Below are 22836 nucleotides of genomic sequence, written 5' to 3'. Positions count from 1 at the left end.
ACACAGGTTCGGGCGAGGAGCGGTCACAGTGCAGTGCTGGCGTGGCTTGGAGGACATCCCCGAGGACTGGGGACGCAGCGTCGTCACCATCGGCTCCTACGACGGGGTGCACCGCGGGCACCAGCTGATCGTCGGCCGGGCGGTGGAACGGGCGCGTGAGCTGGGCGTTCCGTCCGTCGTCGTGACCTTCGACCCGCACCCCAGCGAGGTCGTGCGCCCGGGTACGCATCCGCCGCTGCTCGCCCCGCACCACCGGCGCGCCGAGCTGATGGCGGACCTCGGCGTGGACGCGGTGCTGATCCTGCCGTTCACGGCCGACTTCTCGAAGCTCGCGCCGGCCGAGTTCATCGTGAAGGTGCTCGTCGACAAGCTGCACGCCCGGCTGGTGATCGAGGGGCCGAACTTCCGCTTCGGTCACAAGGCCGCGGGGAACGTTGATCTGCTGGCCGAGCTCGGCCGCACGTACGACTACGAGGTCGAGGTCATCGACCTCTTCGTGAGCGGTGAGGCGGGCGGCGGCGAGCCGTTCTCCTCCACGCTGACCCGCCGCCTGATCGCCCGGGGCGACGTCGAGGGGGCCGCCGAGATCCTGGGCCGGCCGCACCGGGTGGAGGGCATCGTGGTGCGCGGTGCGCAGCGCGGCCGCGCGCTGGGCTACCCGACGGCGAACGTGGAGACGCTGCCGCACACGGCGATCCCGGCCGACGGCGTCTACGCCGGCTGGCTCACGGCGAACGGCGAAACGATGCCCGCCGCGATCTCGGTGGGCACCAACCCCCAGTTCGACGGCACGGAACGGACCGTCGAGGCGTACGCGATCGACCGCGTCGGCCTGGAGCTGTACGGGCTGCACGTCGCCGTGGACTTCCTCTCGTACGTGCGCGGCATGCTGAAGTTCGACTCGGTCGACGACCTGCTCGTGGCCATGGCCGCCGACGTGAAGCGGTCCCGTGAGCTGATCGCGGCCTACGAACGGGCCTGAAAGCTCTCCCGTCGGCCGGCCGTGGGCCCGGCACGCACACCCGTCGCGGCGTCGGGACGCCCCGGCACGTCCGGTATCGGGGTGACCCTCCGCCGTGCGGTCGCACGTACCGGACGCCGCCGGGCCCGTCCACCGGGCTGACGGCGCTCCGTCCGGGACACACGCCAGGTGGTGCGCAGCCCCGCATCCGGGCATCGTCGGAGCAAGGACTCGACGAGCCGGGGGAGGCCCGCACCGTGCGTGAACTACTGTCCGAGCTGCGCGACTGGCACACCGACGGAACGGCCTACGCCCTCGCCACCGTCGTGGCGGTCCGGGGCAGTGCGCCGCGCGGGCCGGGCGCGACGATGGCGGTGAGCGCCGACGGCATGGTCGCGGGCAGTATCTCCGGGGGCTGCGTGGAGAGCGATGTGTGCGAGGTGGCCGCCGAGGTGCTCAGCACCGGCGCCCCGCGGCTGCGCAGTTACGGCATCAGCGATGACGAGGCGTCCGGTGTGGGGCTGACCTGCGGCGGGACGATCGACGTGCTGGTCCAGCCCTGTGTCGCGGCGGCGGACCGGGACCGGTCGCGCGCACTCGTCGATCTCGTGGCCGCCGGGGAGCGCGTCGCGGTCGCGACCGTGGTCGCCCCCGCGAAAGCCGCGGGCGCTCGCCAGCTGGTCCTCGCCGACCGGGTCAGCGGCTCACTCGGTGACGAAGGGCTCGACGCCGCCGTCACGGACGACGCGCGCGGACTCCTCGCCCAGGGGGTCACGGCGGAGAACCGTTACGGCCCGCACGGCGAGCGGCGGATGCAGGACGTGACCGTCTTCGTCCAGTCGTACGCACCCGCGCCCCGCATGCTGGTCTTCGGGGCCATCGACCACGCGGCGGCGACGGCCCGGATCGGTTCCTTCCTCGGTTACCGCGTGACGGTCTGCGACGCCCGCCCGGCCTTCGCGACCCGGCAGCGGTTCCCCACGGCCGACGAGGTCGTCCGCGCGTGGCCGCACACCTACCTCGCCTCGACCGAGGTCGACGCGCGCACGGTCGTCTGCGTGCTGACGCACGACCCGAAGTTCGACGTGCCGCTGCTGGTCGCCGCGCTGCGGACCCCCGCCGCGTACATCGGTGTCATGGGCAGCAGGCGCACCCACGCCGACCGGATCGCCCGGCTGCGGGAGGCGGGGGTGGACGAGGAGGGCCTGGCACGCCTCGCCTCACCTGTGGGCCTCGACCTCGGAGCCCGTACGCCGGAGGAGACGGCCGTGTCCATCGCCGCCGAGATCGTCCGGCACCGCTGGGGCGGTACGGGGCGCCCGCTGAGCGAGCTGACGGGAGCCATCCACCGGACCCGGCGGAACGGGGCCTGACCTTCCGGTCGGAGCACCTCGCGGACGGGCCCGGCACCGGCCGGGGGAGGCGGGGCCCGGCGTGTCCTGGACGAGGGCCGGTGGATTCTGCCTGCCACGGCCGGGAGGCCGCCGCCGGTGCGGCCGTCCGGGTCCCCTCGCGGGCGGGCCGAGCCCTGGGGTCGGAGGCCGGAGGTCCCGGGCTCGTCGCGTCCGCGGGCCCCGGAAGCGCACCCGGAGGAAAGGCCTCCGGCCCGGAACCGACTCCGTCGGCCCGGAACCGACCCCGTCGCGACGCCTCAGGAGACCGCGCCCACCGAAGCCGCCGCCCAGTGGCACGCCACCTGCGTCTCCGCGCCACCCTCCAGCACCGGCAGGTCCTTCGTACGGCACGCGTCCGCCACCCCCGCGCGCTCGGCCTCGCCCGAGGCGAGGACCTGGCAGCGGACGTGGAAGCGGCAGCCGGACGGAACCTTGGAGGGGTCCGGCGGCTCGCCCGTCAGGATCACCGGCTCGCCCTCCGCCTCCGGCAGCACGGACAGCAGTGCCCGGGTGTACGGGTGACGGGGTGCCGTGAGGATCTGCTCCACGTCACCCGTCTCCACGATGCGGCCCAGGTACATCACCGCCACCCGGTCCGCGATGTTCCAGGCGAGGCCCAGATCGTGCGTCACGACCAGTGCCGACAGGCCCAGTTCCTCGCGCAGCCGCAGCAGCAGGGCGAGGATCTCGCCCCGCACGGACGCGTCGAGCGAGGCCACCGGTTCGTCCGCGACGATGAGCTCCGGCTCCAGGACCAGCGCGCCCGCGATCACGACGCGCTGGCGCTGGCCGCCGGACAGCTCGTGCGGGTACTTCAGGAAGAACCGCTCCGGAGGCCGCAGCCCCGCCCGCGCCAGCGCACCGGACACGGCCGCACGCTCGTCACCGGCGTACCCGTGGATGCGCAGCCCCTCCGCCACCGCCTCGTACACCGTGTGCCGCGGGTTGAGGGAGCCGCTCGGGTCCTGGAGCACCAGCTGCACCCGCCTGCGGTACGCCTTGAGCGCCCGGCCCGAGTAGTCGAGCGGCTCCCCGCCGAAGGTGACCCGGCCGGACGTGGGGGGTACGAGGCCCAGCAGGGAGCGGGCCAGTGTGGTCTTGCCGCAGCCCGACTCCCCGACCAGGGCGACGATCTCGCCCGGCCGGATGTCGAGGTCGACCCCGTCGACGGCACGGGCCGGCGCCGCCCCGCGGCGGCCGGGGAACGTGACCTGCAGGGCCTCGGCGCTGAGCAGCGGGACCGCGGGAGGGGTGGTGGTCATGAGATGCTCCTCGATTCCTCGGCGCCGCCGTGCGGACCCGGTGCCGTGACGGCGCCCGGTTCCACCAGCACGCAGGCCGCTCGCCGGTCCTGGCCGGCGTGCCGCAGCTCCTGGTCCCCGGTGGCGCAGGAGTCCAGCGCCACCGGGCAGCGCGGATGGAACGTACAGCCGGACGGCAGGGCGGCCGGGTCCGGCGGGTCGCCCGGCAGGCCGCGCGGCGCGTGCCGTGAGGACAGGTCACCGATGCGGGGGAAGGCGGCCGACAGGGCGCTTCCGTAGGGGTGCCGGGCGTTCTCGTACACCTGCCGCGCGGGGCCCTCCTCGACGACCCGGCCCGCGTACATGACCGAGAGGCGGTCGCAGGTGTCGGAGAGGACGGCCAGGTCATGGCTGATCATGATCAGGCCGAGGTCCTGGTCGACGACGAGACGTTCGATCAGCCGCAGGATCTGCGCCTGGATCATCACGTCGAGCGCGGTCGTCGGCTCGTCGGCGATGATCAGCCGCGGGTCGCAGGCCAGCGCCATGGCGATCATGACGCGCTGGCGCTGCCCGCCCGACAGCTCGTGCGGATAGGCGGCGGCCCGCGCCGCGGGAAGCCCCACCTGCTCGAGCAGTTCCCCGGCCCGCCGCCGCGCGGCGGCCGGGGTGGACGGGCGATGCAGCAGGATGGGTTCGGCGATCTGGTCCCCGATGCGGTGCACGGCGTTCAGCGAGTGCATGGCGCCCTGGAAGACGATCGACGCCCCCGCCCAGCGCACGGCCCGCAGACGGCCCCACTTCATGGTGAGGACGTCCTCACCGTCCAGCAGGATCTCGCCCCTCAGGGTCGCGGACGCGGGCAGCAGCCGCAGCAGCGCGAGCGCCAGCGTGGACTTGCCGCAGCCGGACTCCCCGGCGATGCCGAGCTTCTGCCCCGCGTCGACCCGCAGGTCGACGCCCCGCACGGCCGGGACGGCCAGGGGCCCCGAGCCGTAGGTGACATGGAGGTCGCGGACTTCGAGCAACGGCTGCCCGGTCCCGCGTTCCGGCACGGTCTCCGTCTTCACGGCGGTCAACGGTTCACCCCCAGCTTGGGGTTGAGCACGGACTCGATGGTGCGGCCGCAGAGCGTGAACGCGAGGGCGACGACCGCGATGGCGAGTCCGGGCGGAGCGAGGTACCACCAGTCGCCGGAGCTGACCGCTCCGGCCTCCCGGGCGTCCTGGAGCAGCCCGCCCCAGGAGACGATCGTGGGATCGCCCAGTCCGAGGAAGGCGAGGGTCGCCTCGGTGAGGATGGCGGTGGAGATCACCAGCGTGGTCTGCGCGAGCACCAGCGGCATCACGTTGGGCAGCACGTGCCGGGACATGATGTGGCCGTGGCCGCCGCCCAGCGCCTTGGAGCGCTCGATGTAGGGGCGGGACTCGACGGACAGCGTCTGCGCCCGTACGAGCCGCGCGGTCGTCGGCCAGGTCGTCACGCCGATGGCGAGGACCGTCGTCCACAGGGACCGCGAGAGCACGGTGGCCAGGGCGATGGCGAGCACGAGCGTCGGCATCACGAGGAACCAGTCGGTGATCCGCATGGCGACGTTCCCGTACCAGCCCTTGAAGTGACCGGCCGTGATGCCCACCAGGGTGCCGATCGCCACCGAGAGGAAGGCGGCGAGCAGGCCGACGGTCAGCGACACCCGGGTGCCCCAGACCAGCAGGGCCAGCAGACTGCGGCCGAACTGGTCGGTGCCGAGCGGGAAGGCGCCGCTCGGCGACTCCAGGGGGCCGCCGGGCGCGTCGGTGACGCTCTGCGAACCGGCGCCCGCCAGCAGCGGGGCGGCCAGCGCGACCAGCGCGATCAGCACCAGTACGGCGAGGCCCGCGACTCCGGCCCGGTGGCCGCGGTACTGGCTCCAGAAACGGGCTGCCGCACGGCGCCTGCGGGCCCGGGCGAGGGCGCGCGGGCCGGGGGTCCGCGCGGTGTCGGTCGTCGTGGTCGTCATCGGCCCACCCGGGGATCGAGCAGCGGATAGATCACATCGGCGAGCGTGTTCATCAGGATCACCGCGGCGGCGAAGACGAAGAACAGCGCCTGCACGAGGGGCAGGTCGGGCACGCTCAGCGCCTGGTAGAAGAGGCCGCCCAGGCCCGGCCAGGAGAACACCGTCTCCACGAGGATGGCACCCGCCACCGTGTTGCCCAGGTTCACGAAGAGGAGAGTCACCGTCGGCAGCATGGCGTTCGGCACGGCGTGACGCCGGCGCACGAGGTCGTCGCGCAGCCCCTTGGCCCGTGCCGTCGTCAGGTAGTCGCTGCCCATCTCGTCCAGCAGCGAGGAGCGCATGACGAGCAGGGTGCGCGCGTACTCGACGGCGACGAGCGTGACGACGGGGAGGACCAGGTGGTGGGCCACGTCCACGACGTGGCCCACGCCGCTCCCGTTCCCGGACTCCATGCCGCCGGTCGGGAAGAGACCGGGGATCGGGCCGATGCCGACCGACAGGGTGATGATCAGAAGGAGGCCGAGCCAGAACGAGGGCACCGAGTACAGCGTCAGGGCGAACGCCGTGTGGAAGCGGTCCCCGGCAGAACCGTTACGCCAGGCGGACCTGGCGCCCAGCCAGATGCCGATGGCCGTGTAGATCACGAAGGCGGTGCCGGTGAGCAGGAGTGTCGCCGGGAGCGCCTCGGTGATCTTGTCCATGACAGGGGCGTGGAACTGGTACGACGTACCGAAGTCCCCGGTCAGGGCCTTGCCGCAGTAGTCGGTGAACTGCTGCCAGAGCGGCAGGTCCAGGCCGAACTCCCGGCGCATCGCGGCGATCTGCTCCGTGGAGACCTGACGGCCGCCGGTCATCTGCTTGACCGGGTCGCCGGGGATGAGCCGGAACAGGAAGAAGCTGGTGACGAGCACGGCGAACAGCGAGACGGCCGCACCGGCCAGCTTGCCCGCCGCGTAACGGAGGTAGGCGGTCGTGCTGCGGGCACGCGGACTGCGGGCCGACGGCCCGGCCGGAGCCGGACCGTCGGCCTGCACAGCGTCCACGCCCGCCGCGCCCGTCAGGAGCGCGGGAGTGCTTTCTGGGCTCATGTGCTATTCACGGTCTTCCGCGGTGGAACGACGACGCATGGCGAACAGGAGCCCGCCACCGGCGAGGACGACTACGGCGATACCGACGCCGACGAGGACGCCGGTGGAGCTGCCGCCGCCGGCGGACGAACCGCCCGACGCGCCGGCGGCCGGAACCGCCGACCACCAGCTCCAGTAACCGTCCTGACCGAAGATGTTGCCCGCGTCGGACGGCATCGTGGTGATCGACGCGATCTGGTCGGTGCGGTAGGCCTCGACGGCATTCGGGTACGCCATGACGTTCATGTACCCCGTGTCGTACAGCCGCGACTCCATCTGCTTCACGAGGTCAGCCCGTTTGGCGGGGTCGTACTCCGCCAGCTGCCTGGCGTACAGCTCGTCGTACTGCTTGTCGCAGATGAAGTTGTCCGTCGCCGCCGACTCCTTCGCCTTCGCGGGCAGCGCCGCGCAGGTGTGGATCGACATCACGAAGTCGGGGTCCGGGTTGACGGACCAGCCGTCGAAGGCGAGGTCGTACTCGCCCGCGTACCAGGGGTCGGAGACGTTGTCGCGGCAGTCGACCTTCAGGCCGATCCCGAGGTCGCCCCACCACTCCTGGAGGTACTTGCCGATCGCCTTGTCGTTCGGGTCCGTGGCGTGGCACAGGATGCGGAAGTCCAGCGGCCTGCCGTCCTTGCCGGTCCGCTTGCCCGCCCCGTTCTTCCGGTAGCCGGCCTCGTCGAGGAGGGCGGCGGCCTTCGCCGGGTCGTAGGCGAGCTTCTGCCCTGGCGACGGCTGCCAGAAGTACGAGCCGTAGCGCGGCGGGATGTAGCCCTCGCCCTCGACCGCGTGGCCCTGGAAGACCTTGTCGATGACGGCCGCGCGGTCGACGGCCGTGAAGAGCGCCTGACGTACCTTCCGGTCCAGCAGCGCCGGGTGCCCGTCGCCGAACTTCTTACCGTCCTTGGTCCGCGCGCCCGGGTTGGTGGCCAGGGCGTAGAAGCGCCGGCCGGGGGCGTCGTTCACCTTGATGTCGTCGGCGCTCTTCAGCGACGCGGCCTGGGCGGGGGTCAGGCTCGGGCTGCCGGCCACGAAGGAGACCTCACCCTTGCGGAGGGCGGCGACGGCGGCGTCCTGGTCCTTGTAGTACCGGAAGACCAGCTCGTCGAACTTGGGCGCGCCGCGCCAGAAGTCCTTGTTGGCCTTCAGCTTCACATAGCTGTCGACCTTGTAGTCCGTCAGGATGAACGGGCCGTTGCCCACGATCGGGAACTTCGTGTCGTTGTTGAACTTCGAGAAGTCGCCGACCTTCTCCCAGACGTGCTTGGGGACGATGGGCACGTCCAGCGCCGTCATCGTGGCCTGAGGCTGCTTCAGCTCGATGACCAGCTTGTCCGGGCTCGGAGCGGTCACCTTCTTGAAGTTGCCCACGAAGCTGCCGTTCGACGTGGCCGCGCCCGCGTCGGTCATCATCGTGTTGAAGGTCCAGGCCGCGTCCTCGGCGGTGGCCTTCTCACCGTCGGACCACGTGGAGTCGGACCGGATGGTGTAGGTCCACGTCAGCTTGTCCGGCGACGGCTCCCACCGGGTGGCGAGCCCGGGGACCGTGTGGCTGTCCTTGGCGTCGTAGTTGGTCAGGAAGTCATACATCAGCCGGTGGATGCTCGTGGAGAGCAGCCGCTGCGCCAGGAAGGGGCTCAGGGAGTCGACGCTCTGCGCGACCGCGACCGTGAGTGTCGACTTCCCGCCGTCGGCGGCCTGTGCTTCCTGCGGGGCGGGACCGACCGGGTTTCCGGGAACGACGGAACCGGCGGCCAGGGCCAGGGCGGCGGCGCCGGAGGCGAGCAGGATGCGCACGCGCCGGCGGGGGCGGGAGGAGCGTGGTGGGAAGCTTGTGACCATAGGACGTGGACCTCGCGTCATGACTCGCACGGTGAAGGCGGGCAGATCTTTGGTTCGCCAGCTGGTGAAGCGAAGGTCTATCAGCGGCGGTCGAGTCGCGTCAACGGTCGCTCAAACCGCGTGTGGGCTGCGGGAATGCAAAAAGGCCCGCACCGTCGGGACGGTGCGGGCCCTCATTGGTTCAGACCTCTACTGCCTCACTGCTGAGGCGCTGGCGGCGGCTGCGGAGGGTACTGCTGCCGCCCGTCCGGCGGCACGGGGCCCCGCAGTTCGGGCTGGTCGGACTCATGGGCCCGGCCATCGGGGTGGGCGGGTGCCGAGGGCGGTCCGGCCGGGTTCGCGCCCGACTGCGCCTGGGAGGGCGGCGACTGCTGCCAGCCGTTGTACGGAGCCCCGTTCGGCTGCCCGCCGTGCGGCTGCGCCGGGCTCGGCGGTGCCGCGTTCTGCTGCCAGCCGTTCTGCTGCCAGCCGTTGTGCTGGGCGCCGGGTCCGGGGTGCGGCGGGTAGGGCTGTGCGGGCGCGGCCGGCTGGGGTGGCGAGGGCTGCCGGCCTCCGTAGGGCTGCTGCGGATACGGCTGCTGGGAGTGCTGCGGGTAGGGCTGCTGCGGCTGACCGGGCTGCGGCTGGCCCGGGTAGGGCCGGTTGTCGCCGTACGGCTGTCCGGGGTGCTGATGGGGCGCGTACTGCTGCTGCCCCGGGGCCTGCTGACCCGGCATCGGCGGGGCGAACTGCGGCGGCGGGCTGCCGCCGTCGGAGGTCCACAGCCCTTGCTGCTGCTGGGCCCGCTGGAAGTCCTCGGCGACGAGGGCGGAGAGGTTGAAGTAGGCCTCGCGCGTCTTGGGCCGCATCATGTCCAGGTCGACCTCGGCGCCCGCGGACAGGTGTTCGTCGAACGGCACGACCACCACGCCCCGGCAGCGTGTTTCGAAATGCTGCACGATGTCGTCGACCTTGATCATCTTTCCGGTCTCGCGGACCCCGGAGATGACCGTGAGCGAACGCTGCACCAGGTCCGCGTAACCGTGCGCCGAGAGCCAGTCCAGGGTGGTGGAGGCGCTGGACGCGCCGTCGACGGAGGGTGTGGAGATGATGATCAGCTGGTCGGCGAGGTCGAGTACACCGCGCATCGCGCTGTAGAGCAGTCCGGTACCCGAGTCGGTGAGGATGATCGGGTACTGCTTGCCCAGGACGTCGATGGCCCTCCGGTAGTCCTCGTCGTTGAAGGTCGTGGAGACCGCCGGGTCCACGTCGTTGGCGATGATCTCGAGACCCGAGGGCGCCTGCGAGGTGAAGCGGCGGATGTCCATGTACGAGTTGAGGTACGGGATCGCCTGGACCAGGTCACGGATGGTGGCCCCGGTCTCGCGGCGCACCCGGCGGCCGAGGGTGCCGGCGTCCGGGTTGGCGTCGATGGCGAGGATCTTGTCCTGCCGCTCGGTGGCCAGGGTGGAACCCAGCGCGGTGGTCGTCGTGGTCTTGCCCACGCCGCCCTTGAGGCTGATGACCGCGATCCGGTAGCACGTCAGTACCGGCGTGCGGATCAGCTCCAGCTTGCGCTGCCGCTCGATCTCCTCCTTCTTGCCGCCCAGCTTGAACCGGGAGGGGCCGGACGGGTTGCGGCTGCTCCTGGCCTTCTGCTTGCCCCGGACCAGCCGGTCCGAGGAGAGCTCGACCGCTGCCGTGTAGCCGAGCGGTGCGCCCGGCACCGAACGCTCACGCTGGTCATGGGTGACCGGGGTGGGCCAGGCCGCCCCCGTGCGCGGATCGACGGGCGGGGCCTGGGGGCCCGGCTGCTGGGGCAGGTAGGCGTCGGGCTGCTGAGGAGACTGCGGAGCCGGAAGCTGCGGCGCACCCGGGGCCGGCAGGGCCTGCTGCGGGGGCGACGCGGCCTGCGGGACCTGGGGAGGATACGGCGCATGCGGGGGGAGTGGGGCGCCCTGCGCGGGGAAGCGCGGCTGGGGGGCGTGCGCCGGCCGGGCCGCCTGCGGGGGACCGGGCGGGAATCCGTAGCCGCCCTGCGCCGGAAACTGCTGCTGCGGCTGCTGGGGGAACCCGTAACCACCCTGCGGCGCCGGTGCGTCGGCCTGGGCCGGCGGCAGCGGAGCGGCGGGTGCGGGTGCGGGTGCGTGAGCCTGGGGGAATCCGTAGCCGCCCTGGGCCTCGGCGGACGGCGCGGGTGCGGGAGCGGGCGGGGTCGCGGGCCAGTGCGCCGCGGGCTGCGGGATGCTGGGCTGCGGCGCGGCCGGCTGGAAGGCGGGCGGGAGTGGCGGAAGGGCGCCTTGTGCGGGCGGTGTGGGAGACCACGGCGCCGGCACGTCAGACGGTACGGCGTCCTGGGGCTCCTCGGACGGTGCTGCCTCCGCCGGTGCGGCACCGGTCGTCGGCGTGCCCGTGGGCACCGCTTCCTGCGGATCCGCGTCCGGCACGGCGGGGGCGGACGCGCCCGGCGGTGCGGTCTCCGGCCCGGACGCGCCGTCGGCGGCGTCGGCCGGTGCGGAGTCCGGGACCACGTGCGCGCCGGCCGGTACGGAGTCCGCGTCCGGGACGCTCGGGCTCCCGCTCTCCTGGGACGTCTCGTCGCGCTCGGCGGGGCCGCTCGTGCCGCGCCCGTCCACGGTCGCGGACGCAGCCGCGTCACTGTTCTCCCCGGCCGCCGGATCCTCTGCGGAATCACCGGTGGACCCGGGCGGCGCGGCGTCCGGGGTGTTCGCCGCCGCGCTAGCCGGGGCGCTGCCCGCGGCGCCGGCGGCCTCGCGCTGGGCGATCTCCCGCTTCAGCGCGGCAGGTGAGAACCGCATCGTCGCGCCGCTCTCCAGGTCACCGCCGCCGTACGCGTCCGGGCCGCTCCCCGCCTCCGGCTCCACCGGTCCGGACGGACCCGGAGAAGCGGCGGCCGGCACAGGCCCGGGCTCGGAGGACGGCGCGGCAGGCGCGGACGGCGACGGGGAGGACGGCTCCGGTGACGCGGACGCGGGCGGCACGGACGGCGGCCAGTTCGGCTCGAAAGCACCCCCGGCCGGCAGGCCGGGCAGCGCCAGCGGAGCGCCGTGCGGCGGCGGGGGCGCCAGGTGCGACCCGGCCCCGCCCGACGAGTCCCCCGACGCGTTCTGCGTGTACCAGGCCGGCGGGGTGTAGTCGATGGTGAACTCACCCGTCATCTCGACGGGTTCCGCGTCGGACGACTCGTCGGCGGGCGCGTTCCATCCCCCGCGGATCTCGTCCCGATCGCCGTTCACTTTGCCTCCTGGTGTGGTCGAGCACCCTTGTGCCGTGGTGGGTGGGGGCGACCGTTCCCGTCGTCCGGTCCGCCCGGCTCTCCCCCTTGCGACGCGCAGTGCCTGCCCGCAGGTTCCTCTGCCACGCCCCACCCACCCTAATCGCCATCGGGCGCGGTGCGGCAGGCCGTACCGCACCGGAAGAACTGTCCAGTAGGTCAGGCGCCGCACACAAGTGAACCGGGTGCCGCAGCCGCGACAGAAGGAAGCAGCCAAAAAGGCTCGTACGCCACCGAATCGCTGCCCGGTCCGTGCGACGGTGCCTCTGTCCCGGCGGCCGTGCGCGATCGGCGCCGTGTACGGGACCGGCGCCCGCGCGACCGGGACTGTGCGCCGGGCCACGGCCCCACCGGGCCGGTGCCGTGCGACCAGGGCCGTACCTGCCGGACCACCGTCCCGCAGGCCGCTCAGTCCATGCGGCGTGCGCTGCCCAGCAGGCCCGTCTCGGCGTCGGTGCCCTGGGTCATGACGAACTGCCGGTCCCCGCCCGCGCACCACAGCGTGACCCCGTCGGCCAGCGTGGACAGCGCCTGCGTCTCCGCGGGCGGCAGGTTGAGGATCCGCCCGATCTGCGCCGCCTCGTCCGGGGAGACCCGCTGGACGCCGACGAGAGCCGACTTCTCCATCAGCCGGGGGGCCACCGGGCTCAGGTAGGGCAGCAGCGTGACCACGGACTGCCAGGGCCCGGCCACCACACGGCCGCGCGGCGGACGCATGCCGCAGTCGCGCACCACGACCACGGGGGACCCGGCCGAAGCTCCCTGCGGCGGAACCCGCCCCACCTCGTGCAGCGCGATGCACGGCTGCCCGCCGCCGGCCGCCTGCGCCAGGCTCGTCCAGGCCTGCGACCGTCCGGTCTCCACGGCGATCCGGGCTCCCGTCGCCGCCGCGCGCAGCGCCAGCACCTGGGCCGTCCAGAGGCCGCCGATCAGCGTGACCTCGTACGGAGTGGGCCGGTTGATGCCCAGGACCGCGGGCCGCCCCTCCGCGTCCACACCGATCACCGTGCCGTCGTCCCCGACGGGCACGGCCAGCGAGGCCAGTTCGTCGACCGAGACCGTGTGCCGGCCGCGGCGCGGTCCGATCAGACCGAAACCCAGCCGGGGCCGGGTGGGGGAAGTGGCGGACATCAGCGGGTACCCCCGAGCGGCAGTGTGGCGAGCACGCCGGGCAGTTGTTCGCGGTCCAGCCGTACCAGCGACGCCTTGACACCGCGCGCGGTGCGCTCGAGTTCATGACGGGCCGCGAGGAGTTCCTCGTCGCTGCGCCCGGTGATGCGGACGTGCCCCGTGACCGAGACGGACGAACGGTCGCCGTGCCCCAGCGTCAGGCTGAACGTCGAGGCCAGGGCCGGTATCGAGGTGAGCAGCGCGACCAGTTGGGGCATCGAGGCGCCGCCGCCGCCCAGGTGGGGCCAGCGGCTCACCCAGTAACTCGTGTGCCACCGGTCGTCGCAGCGCCAGGTCCGCGAGGTCTCCTCGGTGCGGCGACCGGGTGTCTCCGTACGGCTGGCCTGGGCCATCGCCAGCGGGCTGACGCACGACGACGTGGCGACGGCGGAGGTCAGTTCCTGCTCGGTCAGCACCGTGGCGCGGAAGCCGGCCCCGGTCAGCCTGCTCGCCAGCTGGTCCGCCACCCGTACCGCGCACTTCTGCGCCCCCACGAGCCCGCCGCCGCGGGCGGCCACCGCCTCGGGGCAGAGCTCGGGGTTCAGCTTCAGCGCGATCCAGGTGATCCGCAGTGCGGGCGAACCCGTCCGGGCCTGCAGCGGCGCGTAGTTGCGTACGGCCACCGACTGCGGCGGGAGGTGTGGGGCGGGAGCGGGCTGGGTGTGCTGCACGATCTGCGCCGATTCCAGCCTGATCCCGTCGACCTCCAGCACCTCCCGTACGAGGGACAGCGGGAGGGGGCGGGTCGAGCGGTCCGGCCGCAGCGCGGTGGCGTCCGACTCGACCTGGAGGACGGCGGAGAGGTACGTACCGTCGCCGATCATCCCGACCGGGCGCCGGTCACGGTCGCTGAACGAGTACGTGCGCAGGGCGGGTTCACACTCCACCGCGGGGGCCAGGCCCGGCTCCGTGCCTGCGGGCACCACCGAGGAGGCCGCACGGCGGCCGCGGGCCCGGAGCGCGAGGACGGTGCCCAGCCACTCGGGCAGCGAACGGCGGTGCCTGCGGACCACGGCGAGCAGCACCAGGACCGCGGCGACGACACCGGCGGGCACCAGGAGCAGCGGCTCGATCACCCAGGCCGTGAGCAGCAGCGCGGCCGCGATTTCGATCAGTACGAGTTGTTGCAATCGGAACGAACCGATCTGTCCGGCACGTCCGTTCAGGCGGGGTGCGGCAGCGCCGCCGGGACCGGCCGGGCCGCCGGCGGAGGTGCGCGAACGGCGGCGGGAGCCTCCCGGGCCGCCCGCGCCGGGCCCCCTCGGCGGCTGCGTGTTCCCGGCCGGACGTGTCCGTGTCGCGGAAGCCATCATTCCGGCATTCCCCCGTTCATAAGGCCCCAACTCCACCCGCTCGCCCCGCTCCCGCCGGGGCTTCGGCGGCTGGATCACCCTACCCGCCCCGCAGGCGCGCGCGATCAGCAGGCATAGTAGGGGGCCGGTCCGGCACCAGGGTCCGGCGTCCGGGGTCCGGCACAGGGGGCGGGGACGCGTACGCTCCTGGGCCGCGCGGGGAGACACGGGAGACAGACACACTCATGGCATCACGGCGGGACGAGCTCAACGCGTACACCTTTGCGAAGAAGCGCACGGTGGCCGCCTTCCTCCAACCCTCGCCCACCGGCACGGAGGAGGGCGCCCCGCGCCCGCTGCGTGCCGTCGTCCCGAGCCTGATCGTCGGTGCGCTGATCATGGCGGGATTCGGGGCGTGGGGGATGTTCAAGCCCACCGCGCCCAAGGACTGGGACAAGCCGGGTACCAAGGTGATCGTCGGCAAGAAGTCCACCACCCGCTACGTCGTGCTCAGCACCGGCAAGGGCAAGGAGAGGAAGACCCTGCTCCACCCGGTGCTCAACCTCGCCTCCGCCCGCCTCCTGCTGACTCCGCAGCAGTTCGACGTCGTCCAGGTCGGTGACGACATCCTGGACGCCGGAAAGCCGCCGCGCGGTCCGATCCTCGGCATCCCGTACGCCCCCGACCGGCTTCCCGAGGCGAAGGACGCGGGCACCGCGAAGCGGTGGGCGGTCTGCGAACAGCCCGGCGGCAAGGGCAACTCCGTGCAGAAGGCGGCCTTCGTCTTCGCCGAACGGGACAACGCGCTGACCGAGGGCGGCAAACAGCTCAGCGGCGGTCAGGTCCTCTACGTACAGGGCCAGGACGAGGCCCGCTACCTCGTCGACGCGAGCGGCACGAAGTACCGCATCGACGAGAGCGCGACCGACGACGGACACCTGACCAACGCGCTCGTCGGCAGCCGCCGGCCGCAGCCCGTCACCGACGACTGGCTCGCCACCCTGCACGAGGGCAGCCCGCTCGTCTTCCCGCGCATCCCCGGTACGGTCGGCGCGCCCGCGCACATCGAAGGCCAGCTCTCCGCCGAGGAGAACAAGGTCGGCATGGTCCTGCGCACCAGGACCGGCGAGGGAACGGCCTTCTACGTCGTCCTGGAGGGCACGGTCCAGCCGGTCTCCGAGTTCACCGCCTGGCTGCTGATCAACTCCCCGCAGACCGCGCCGCTCAACCTCGACAGCGAGGCCCGCTCCGTCGGCCTGCAGGACTTCGTGCCCGACACGCGGACCTTCGCCGGCCAGGCCGCCCGCTGGCCCGCGCACAAGGCCGAGCAGGTCAACTCCACCAGCGGTGGCGGCAGTCGTGACACGGTGTGCAGCGTGCTGCGCAAGGTCGACGACAGGGGGCGCACGACCCTGACCACCTGGGCGGGCACCGCCTACCCCGCCGCCATCAACGCCGGTGGCACCAGCACCTACGTCACCCCCGGCAGCGGCCTGCTCTACACCCAGGTCCGGGGCAAGCAGACGAGGCCCGACGGGTCACTCTTCCTGGTGACCGACACGGGACTGCGGTACGCGGTGCAGGCGAACGGCGACAGCGACGCCGAGCGCTCGGACATCGGCGCCGGGGACCAGCCGGAGGCCCAGGACGGCAGGCCCGAGGCCAGTCAGGCCCAGATCCGCCTGGGGTACGAGAAGGTCACCCCCTCGCTCGTGCCCATCGCCTGGTCCGAGTTCCTGTCCAAGGGCCCCCGGCTCGACACCAACAGCGCCCGCCAGCCCCAGGGCTCCTGACCGCGCGGACAACGGGGACGCACGCGGGACCCGGGGGAGAGGAATACATGATGGACCGCAGGACGGCCGGACTGACGGCCGCCACCGCCGCACTCGCCGCACTGGCGTGGCCGGCCGGCGCGTACGCCGCAGCGGGACCGGGCGCTCCGGCGGGCCCGGCCCTCGACGGCAGCGGTGAATGCACCTTCCCGATGAAGGAGCAGTTCGAGGGCCGTCCCTGGCCCCTCCAGCGCGTCATGCTGGACGAACTCTGGCAGGAAACCAAGGGCGAGGGCGTCCGGGTCGCGGTCATCGACACCGGCGTGGACAACGCCAACCCGCAGCTCAGGAAGGCCGTGGACACCTCCGCCGGCCGCAACCTCCTCAAGGGCGGCAGGAGCGACGGCACCACCGACGAGCTCGGGCACGGCACCAAGGTCGCCGGCATCATCGCCGCCCGCCCCCGGGAGGGAACGGGCTTCGTCGGCCTGGCACCCGAGGCCACGATCATCCCGATCCGGCAGAACGACGAGAAGAACAGCGGCAAGGACACGACGATGGCCACCGCGATCGACCACGCGATCGCCAAGGGTGCCGACGTCATCAACATCTCCCAGGACACCACCAAGCCGCTCACCGAGGACTCGGCGCTGGGCAGGGCCGTGGCCAGGGCGCTCGCCGCGGACATCGTCGTGGTCGCCTCGGCCGGCAACGACGGCATGGACGGCAAGCTGAAGACGACCTACCCGGCCGCCTTCCCCGGCGTCCTCGCGGTCGCCTCCTCCGACCGCAACAACGAGCGCGCCGCCTTCTCCCAGGCCGGTGAATTCGTCGGCGTCGCCGCTCCGGGCGTCGACATCGTCTCCACCGTCCCGGGCAACGGCCAGTGCACCGACAACGGCACCAGCTTCTCCGCGCCCTACGTCGCGGGGGTCGCCGCCCTCCTCGTCGCCAAGTACCCGGACTGGAAGCCCCACGAGATCGTCGCCCGCATCGAGCAGACCGCCGAACGCTCCGTCACGGGTCACGACCCCTACGTCGGCTGGGGCGTCGTGGACCCCGTACGGGCGCTGGCGGGCGACAAGGACGACGTACCGCTGCAGGCCGCACGCCCGGACCCGGCGCCGCCCAAGGCGCCCGCGCCCGAACCCGCGCACCTGGCGATGACGGAGACCTCGCAGGAACGCAGCGAGCGCTACGCCACCTACACGCTCGCCCTGGCGGCGGTCCTGGTCGGGGTCGTGGCCGGTACGGCGACGGTCGTCCGGGATGTCCGGCGACGGCGCGCACCGCGTTGAACGCCCCTTCCGTGAACTGGATCTCTCTCCGTGGAGTCCGGTTGGGGAGAGCTGACGATATGACTAGGGTGGGACCGGACTTCACGTGTGTGACGGGGGAACGAGAAGTGGCCGAGTCCGGTTCCGGGGTGCGTCAGCGCCGCCGGACGCTTCTAGGAACCCGCGCAGCGAAACCCTGCCCGCGACCCGCGGGCAGGCCCGGGAACTGAGAGAGAGGACTTCCGGATGAGCAACACCGGTTCCGGTTTCGGACTTGCCGACGATCCGATCGTCCAGGCCAAGAACAAGATCATCGAGACGGCCGAGGCGGTCTCCAAGCAGTCCCGCGAGCTCGCCGACATCCTCGCCACCGTCAGTGCCGGCTGGACCGGTGTCGGCGCCGGCGGATTCACGTCCGCACAGATCGCGATCAACCAGGACCACGACGAGATCCGCCGCCTGCTGCAGGTCCTCCTCAACGGTGTGAGCCAGACCAAGAACCTCAGCAACGCCAACGACGACGAGGTCCGTGCGGCCTTCGCCGCCGTGAAGGAGTCGGCGTCCTCGGGCAACACGTCCGGGCTCAACAACCTCTGAGCCCCGCCGCCGCACCCACGCACACGCCGCACGCCTGATCACGGAGGAGCAGACAGATGGCCGGAGATCCGAACACCAAGGTCAAGTACGAGAGCGTCCAGGAGATGGCGAACCGCATCCGTGTGGTCTCGCGCAACATCATCAAGGACCTCGAGGAGATGGACGCCGCCCTGAAGGTCGTCACCGACACCTGGGACGGTGACGCCCACGCCGGGTACGTCGTCCTCCAGGGCAAGTACAAGGGCAAGGCCGACCACATGAAGGACCGTCTCGAGCAGACGGCGAAGATCATCGAGAACGGCAAGGACAGCTACCGCTCCACGGACGTCAAGGCCTCGCGCCTCTTCGACGAGGCGTACTGACCCGGCCGCCCGCGCACGGAAGAGGGACACGCCCGCGGGGCGTGTCCCTCTTCCGTGTGACGGCAACTCAGGTCCGGGTCACTTCAGGTCGAACTCGCCGTCCCGCGCCCCCAGGACGAAGGCCCGCCACTCGGCCTCCGTGTAGCGCAGCACCGTCTCCGGATCCAGTGAGGACCGCATCGCGACGGCCCCGCCCGGCAGGTGCGCGATCTCCACCCGTTCCTCGGCCTCCTCGGTGCCGGGGGCGCTCAGCCACTCCACCCCCGAGATGTCGAGTGCGTACAGCTCGTCCTTCTCCTGCTGAGTGCCCATCGGTCGCCTTTCTTTCCGGCGGAGAAGCGCCCACCGCCGGGTGTTCGTGCTTACGGCCTGGCCGCTGATTATCCCCGGATCGCCGGACGCCCGGGGCCAGTACGTCCGGATCGGCACCTCCCACACCTGACCGTGGGGCTCCCCAGCGCGTGCGGGAGCCCCGTGGACCGTGCGGGCACCTCAGTGCTGCTCCGGCAGCCGTCCCGTCTGCACCAGCGGCGTCCCGCGCCGGCGCGACGCGAAGTACCCGCGCCCCGGCGGCATCGCGTGGCCGCGTACGGAGCCGATCAGCTCGCCCTCGGACGGGTCGCCGGCCAGCACCACGCCCTGTGCGCCCAGTTCCTTGATGCGCTGCATGAAGCCCTCGTACATCGCCCTCGACGCACCCGCCGAGTTCCGCGCGATGATGAACCGGACACCGGTGTCCCGGGCGAACGGCAGGTACTCCGCGAGCGGGGCCAGCGGATTGCCCGCGTTCGTCGCGACCAGGTCGTAGTCGTCGACCACGATGAAGATCTGCGGCCCCGACCACCAGCTGCGGTCCCGCAGCTGCTGCGGTGTCACGTCCGTCGGCGGCTGGCGCCGGGAGAACACCCCCGCGAGCGCCTCCATGTGCATCTGCATCGCGCTCGCCATCGGCGCGTACTCCAGCAGATGGGACTCCGGCAGCGCCCCCAGCAGGGCACGCCGGTAGTCGCCGACGACCAGCTTCGCCTCGTCGGGGGAGTAGCGCTCCGCGATCTGCTTGGCGATCAGCCGCAGCAGGTTGGTCTTGCCGGACTCGCTCTCGCCGAAGATCAGGAAGAACGGGTCCGTCTCGAAGTCGACGAACACCGGCTCCAGCGAGGTCTCGTCGATCCCGATCGCGATGCCCCGCTCCGGGAACTCGAAGCCCTTCGGCAGCTGGTCCGCCGGCAGCTTGCGCGGCAGCAGCCGTACCGAAGGCGCCGCCGGACCCGCCCAGTTCGACCGCACGGCCCCGACGAACGCGGCGGTGCCCTCGGAGAGGTCGTCGCCGCTGCTGACGGAGTCGATACGCGGCAGAGCGCCCATGAAGTGCAGCTTCTCCGGGACCTGGCCACGGCCAGGCACACCCGTGGGCACGTTCGCCGCGACCTTGCGGTCGAACTCCGAGTCCATGACGTCGCCGAGCCGCAGTTCGAGCCGCCCGAGGATCTGGTCCTTCAGCGCCGCCCGCACCTCCATGTAACGGGCCGCGGTGATCACCACGTGGACGCCGTACCCGAGACCGCGCGCGGCGATCTCCGTGACGACCTGCTCCAGCCCCTCGTACTCGGTGCGGAAGCCGCCCCAGCCGTCGATGACCAGGAACACGTCGCCCCACGCCTCGCCGGGCAGCTCGCCCTGGGCGCGCTTGCGCCGGTAGGTGGCGATGGAGTCGATGGAGTGGGCGCGGAAGAACTCCTCACGCCGGTTGAGCACACCCCCCACCTCCGCGACCGTACGCCGCACCCGCTCCGGATCCAGCCGCGACGCCATGCCGCCCACATGCGGCAGCTCCGCCAGCGAGACGAGGCCGCCACCGCCGAAGTCCAGCCCGTAGAACTGCACCTCGTGCGGCGTGTGGGTGAGGGCGAACGAGGAGATCAGCGCCCGCATCATCGTGGACTTGCCGGACTGCGGACCACCCACGACCAGCATGTGCCCGGCCGCACCGGAGAAGTCCCGGTACAGCACCTCACGCCGCTGCTCGAACGGCTTGTCGATCAGGCCGAGCGGCACGGTGAGCCCACCGGGCCGGGTGTACTCGGTCGCCGTGAACCCGCGGTCCGCGGTCGGCGCGAGCCCCGGCAGCAGCTGGTCGAGCGTCGGCGCCCGGTCCAGCGGCGGCAGCCACACCTGGTGGGCCGGCACCCCCTGACCCTCCAGCCGCCGCACGATCACGTCCAGCACCGTGTCCGCGAGCGCCTCGTCGTCCGCCGCCGCCCGGGCCGCCGACTGCGCCGGATCGGGAGCCGCGTAGACGACGGGCACAGGGGTGGCGCTGAACACCGCGGGCCGCCGCTCGATCGGCAGCTGCCCCACCGACAGATCGGGACCGCCCGTGCGGTACGTCCCCGACACGTAGGCCGCCTTGAAGCGGGTCATCTCGTCCGTGCCGAACTTCAGGTAGCCCGACCCCGGCACCGACGGAAGGTGGTACGCGTCCGGCACCCCCAGCGCCGTACGCGACTCCGCCGCGGAGAAGGTCCGCAGACCGACCCGGTAGGAGAGGTACGTGTCCAGCCCCCGCAGCTTGCCCTCCTCCAGGCGTTGCGACGCCAGCAGCAGATGGACACCCAGCGAACGGCCGATGCGGCCGATCTGGATGAACATGTCGATGAAGTCCGGCTTGGCCGTGAGGAGTTCGGAGAACTCGTCGATGACCAGCACCAGCGAGGCCAGCGGCTCCAGCGCCGCGCCCGCCGCCCTGGCCTTCTCGTAGTCGTGGATGTTCGCGTAGTTGCCCGCCGAGCGCAGCAGCTCCTGACGGCGCTGCAGCTCGCCGCGGATCGCGTCGCCCATGCGGTCGACGAGGGTGAGGTCGTCCGCGAGGTTGGTGATGACCGCCGCCACGTGCGGCATCTGCGACATCCCGGCGAACGTCGCACCGCCCTTGAAGTCGGCGAGCACGAAGTTCAGCGTCTCCGAGGAGTGCGTGACCGCGAGTCCCAGCACCAGCGTCCGCAGCAGCTCCGACTTCCCGGAACCCGTCGCGCCCACACACAGCCCGTGCGGGCCCATACCGTCCTGCGCGGCCTCCTTGAGGTCCAGCATCACCGGCTGGCCGTCCTCGCCCACACCGATCGGCACCCGCAGCCGCTCCGACACCGAACGGGGCCGCCAGGTGCGGGCCACGTCGACCGAGGCCGCGTCCCCGAGGTTCAGCAGATCCGTGAAGTCCAGGTTGGCCAGCAGCGGTTCGTCGTCGTCACCCCCGCCCGTGCGCAGCGGGGCCAGCTGCCGCGCCAGCGCCTCCGCGGCCTCCGGCGACAGGCTGTCCGGCACACCCTCGTACGCGAGACCGGCACCGGACTCCAGCCGCAGCAGCCCCGGCCGTACCACCACCGACAGGCCGCCGCGCGGCTCGTCGAGCTCGCCCGGCACCACCTCGACGATCGTCACGCCCTGCAGGCCCTCGGCCGCCGCGAACAGGGAGTCGGGCGGCACCATCCCGCCGTCCAGCACCACCACGATGTGCGGCTGGTCCAGCACCGGCTGGCTCTCCCGGCCGAACCGCGGCCGCCCGTCCAGCCGACTCGCCAGCAGCGTCTCCAGCTCACCCAGATCGTCGCCGAACAGCCGCTTCGTACCGGCACCGTCGACCTGTCCCGGCACCTGCGTGTGCGGCAGCCACTTCGTCCAGTCCCACCGCGCCACCGCCCCCGGCGCCGCCACGACGGCGACCATCAGGTCCTCGGGGGAGTGCAGGGTCACCAGCTGCGCCACGAGAGCGCGCGCCGCCGACTGCGCCGACTCCGGCCGGCCCGACACCGTCACGTGGTAGAACGCCCGCATCGACACGGCCATCGGCAGCCCGTCCAGCGAACCGTGCACTGCCAGGAACTGCTGCATCGCCCCCGCGCACATCGGCTCCAGCTCGTCCACCGGAGCCGTGTCGGGAGCGACCAGCGGAGTCGACAGCTGCTGCGCACCCAGACCCACCCGCACCTGGGCGAAGTCGTTGTCGCCGACGCGCCGCTCCCAGACCCGGCTGCCCTCGGCCACCAGCGACCACAACTGCTCCGGTGCCGGGTGAAGATAGAGCTGCACATCGCGCTGCGTGCGGGCCGTCCTGCGCACCGTGCGGCGCGTCTGGGCCAGGTACTTCAGGTAGTCACGTCGGACATCGCCCATTTGCCCCTGCGTACCGCGGCGGTGCCTGACGAGCTGCGCCACCACCATGCCGACGGTCGAGACCAGCATCAGGACACCCATGATCCGCATGAACGGAGGAGCCTGCGGAGAGAAGAAGAAGACCACCGACGAACCCATGCCGAGCACCGGCAGGATCTGCATCAGCATGCCCTCCTGCTGCCCGCGGGGCAGTTCGGGAGGAGCCTCCAACACCAATTCCTCCGCGGGCACTTCCGGCGGCAGAGACCGCGGAGGCCGCTTCACGACGATCTGGCTCACCGGAACATCAATCCCTCGGTACGGACGGGCGGAAGGCCGGTTCTGTCCGCACCGACGCCCCCGTGGCTGCGTTTGCTGC

The 22836-nt window shown here is 72.3% G+C and carries 16 protein-coding genes; 6 read left to right on the top strand and 10 right to left on the bottom strand.

The genetic code is table 11. The annotated features are described in order from the left end of the window. Positions 1 to 28 precede the first annotated feature (28 nt). Positions 29 to 982 carry a bifunctional riboflavin kinase/FAD synthetase gene (locus ACH4VO_RS28555; protein ID WP_360994522.1) on the top strand — a complete coding sequence of 318 codons (954 nt, stop codon included), beginning with the start codon at positions 29 to 31 and terminating at the stop codon, positions 980 to 982. A 236-nt stretch (positions 983 to 1218) separates the two neighbouring features. Then, the gene (locus ACH4VO_RS28550; protein WP_360994519.1) at positions 1219 to 2334 is read left to right on the top strand and encodes an XdhC/CoxI family protein; all 1116 of its coding nucleotides are present in this window, start codon (positions 1219 to 1221) and stop codon (positions 2332 to 2334) included. Between the two features lie 278 nt (positions 2335 to 2612). Here the strand turns inward: ACH4VO_RS28550 and ACH4VO_RS28545 are convergent, their stop codons facing one another. From ACH4VO_RS28545 to eccE, 8 genes are all read right to left on the bottom strand, one after another. Further along, positions 2613 to 3617: an ABC transporter ATP-binding protein gene (locus tag ACH4VO_RS28545; RefSeq protein ID WP_360994516.1), complete on the bottom strand. Its 1005-nt coding sequence runs from the start codon at positions 3615 to 3617 to the stop codon at positions 2613 to 2615. Continuing rightward, positions 3614 to 4675 carry an ABC transporter ATP-binding protein gene (locus ACH4VO_RS28540; protein WP_360994513.1) on the bottom strand — a complete coding sequence of 354 codons (1062 nt, stop codon included), beginning with the start codon at positions 4673 to 4675 and terminating at the stop codon, positions 3614 to 3616. Before ACH4VO_RS28540 ends, ACH4VO_RS28545 begins: the two co-directional genes overlap by 4 nt. Next, positions 4672 to 5595 (bottom strand): ABC transporter permease, encoded by a 924-nt coding sequence (locus tag ACH4VO_RS28535; RefSeq protein ID WP_360994510.1) that lies wholly within the window; start codon positions 5593 to 5595, stop codon positions 4672 to 4674. Before ACH4VO_RS28535 ends, ACH4VO_RS28540 begins: the two co-directional genes overlap by 4 nt. Then, positions 5592 to 6683 carry an ABC transporter permease gene (locus ACH4VO_RS28530; RefSeq protein WP_360994508.1) on the bottom strand — a complete coding sequence of 364 codons (1092 nt, stop codon included), beginning with the start codon at positions 6681 to 6683 and terminating at the stop codon, positions 5592 to 5594. Before ACH4VO_RS28530 ends, ACH4VO_RS28535 begins: the two co-directional genes overlap by 4 nt. A 3-nt stretch (positions 6684 to 6686) precedes the next feature. Then, entirely contained in the window at positions 6687 to 8564 is a 1878-nt protein-coding gene (locus ACH4VO_RS28525) for an ABC transporter substrate-binding protein (RefSeq protein WP_360994505.1), read from the bottom strand. Between the two features lie 197 nt (positions 8565 to 8761). Further along, the gene (locus ACH4VO_RS28520; protein ID WP_360994502.1) at positions 8762 to 11800 is read right to left on the bottom strand and encodes an SCO5717 family growth-regulating ATPase; all 3039 of its coding nucleotides are present in this window, start codon (positions 11798 to 11800) and stop codon (positions 8762 to 8764) included. A 446-nt stretch (positions 11801 to 12246) separates the two neighbouring features. Further along, on the bottom strand, positions 12247 to 12969 hold the full coding sequence (locus tag ACH4VO_RS28515; RefSeq protein WP_360994499.1) for a hypothetical protein: 723 nt from the start codon (positions 12967 to 12969) through the stop codon (positions 12247 to 12249). Beyond that, on the bottom strand, positions 12969 to 14318 hold the full coding sequence (gene eccE / locus ACH4VO_RS28510; RefSeq protein ID WP_398441631.1) for a type VII secretion protein EccE: 1350 nt from the start codon (positions 14316 to 14318) through the stop codon (positions 12969 to 12971). The genes ACH4VO_RS28515 and eccE overlap by 1 nt, the downstream gene beginning before the upstream one ends. 227 nt (positions 14319 to 14545) lie before the next feature. Between eccE and eccB the strand changes: the two genes are divergently transcribed. The 4 genes from eccB to ACH4VO_RS28490 all read left to right on the top strand — a co-directional run bounded on the left by eccB (position 14546) and on the right by ACH4VO_RS28490 (position 18308). Continuing rightward, positions 14546 to 16093, top strand: coding sequence for a type VII secretion protein EccB (eccB, locus tag ACH4VO_RS28505; RefSeq protein WP_360994493.1), 1548 nt, complete (start codon positions 14546 to 14548; stop codon positions 16091 to 16093). 47 nt (positions 16094 to 16140) lie between these two features. Then, positions 16141 to 17370, top strand: a complete 1230-nt coding sequence (mycP, locus tag ACH4VO_RS28500; protein WP_360994490.1) for a type VII secretion-associated serine protease mycosin — start codon at positions 16141 to 16143, stop codon at positions 17368 to 17370. 225 nt (positions 17371 to 17595) lie between these two features. Further along, a complete protein-coding gene (locus ACH4VO_RS28495) occupies positions 17596 to 17946 on the top strand; it encodes a hypothetical protein (RefSeq protein ID WP_360994488.1) in 351 nt (116 codons plus the stop codon). A 56-nt stretch (positions 17947 to 18002) separates the two neighbouring features. Then, positions 18003 to 18308: a WXG100 family type VII secretion target gene (locus tag ACH4VO_RS28490; RefSeq protein WP_069170383.1), complete on the top strand. Its 306-nt coding sequence runs from the start codon at positions 18003 to 18005 to the stop codon at positions 18306 to 18308. Positions 18309 to 18386: 78 nt separating this feature from the next. Here ACH4VO_RS28490 and ACH4VO_RS28485 read toward each other — a convergent pair whose 3' ends face one another. Next, a complete protein-coding gene (locus tag ACH4VO_RS28485) occupies positions 18387 to 18620 on the bottom strand; it encodes a DUF397 domain-containing protein (protein WP_014048676.1) in 234 nt (77 codons plus the stop codon). 180 nt (positions 18621 to 18800) lie between these two features. After that, a complete protein-coding gene (gene eccCa, locus ACH4VO_RS28480; protein WP_360994484.1) occupies positions 18801 to 22757 on the bottom strand; it encodes a type VII secretion protein EccCa in 3957 nt (1318 codons plus the stop codon). Positions 22758 to 22836 lie beyond the last annotated feature (79 nt).

This window comes from Streptomyces sp. NPDC020780 (assembly GCF_044334475.1).
Classification (GTDB): domain Bacteria; phylum Actinomycetota; class Actinomycetes; order Streptomycetales; family Streptomycetaceae; genus Streptomyces.
The sequence above is the reverse complement of the archived record's forward strand: the minus strand, read 5'-3'. Positions and strand labels throughout refer to the sequence as shown.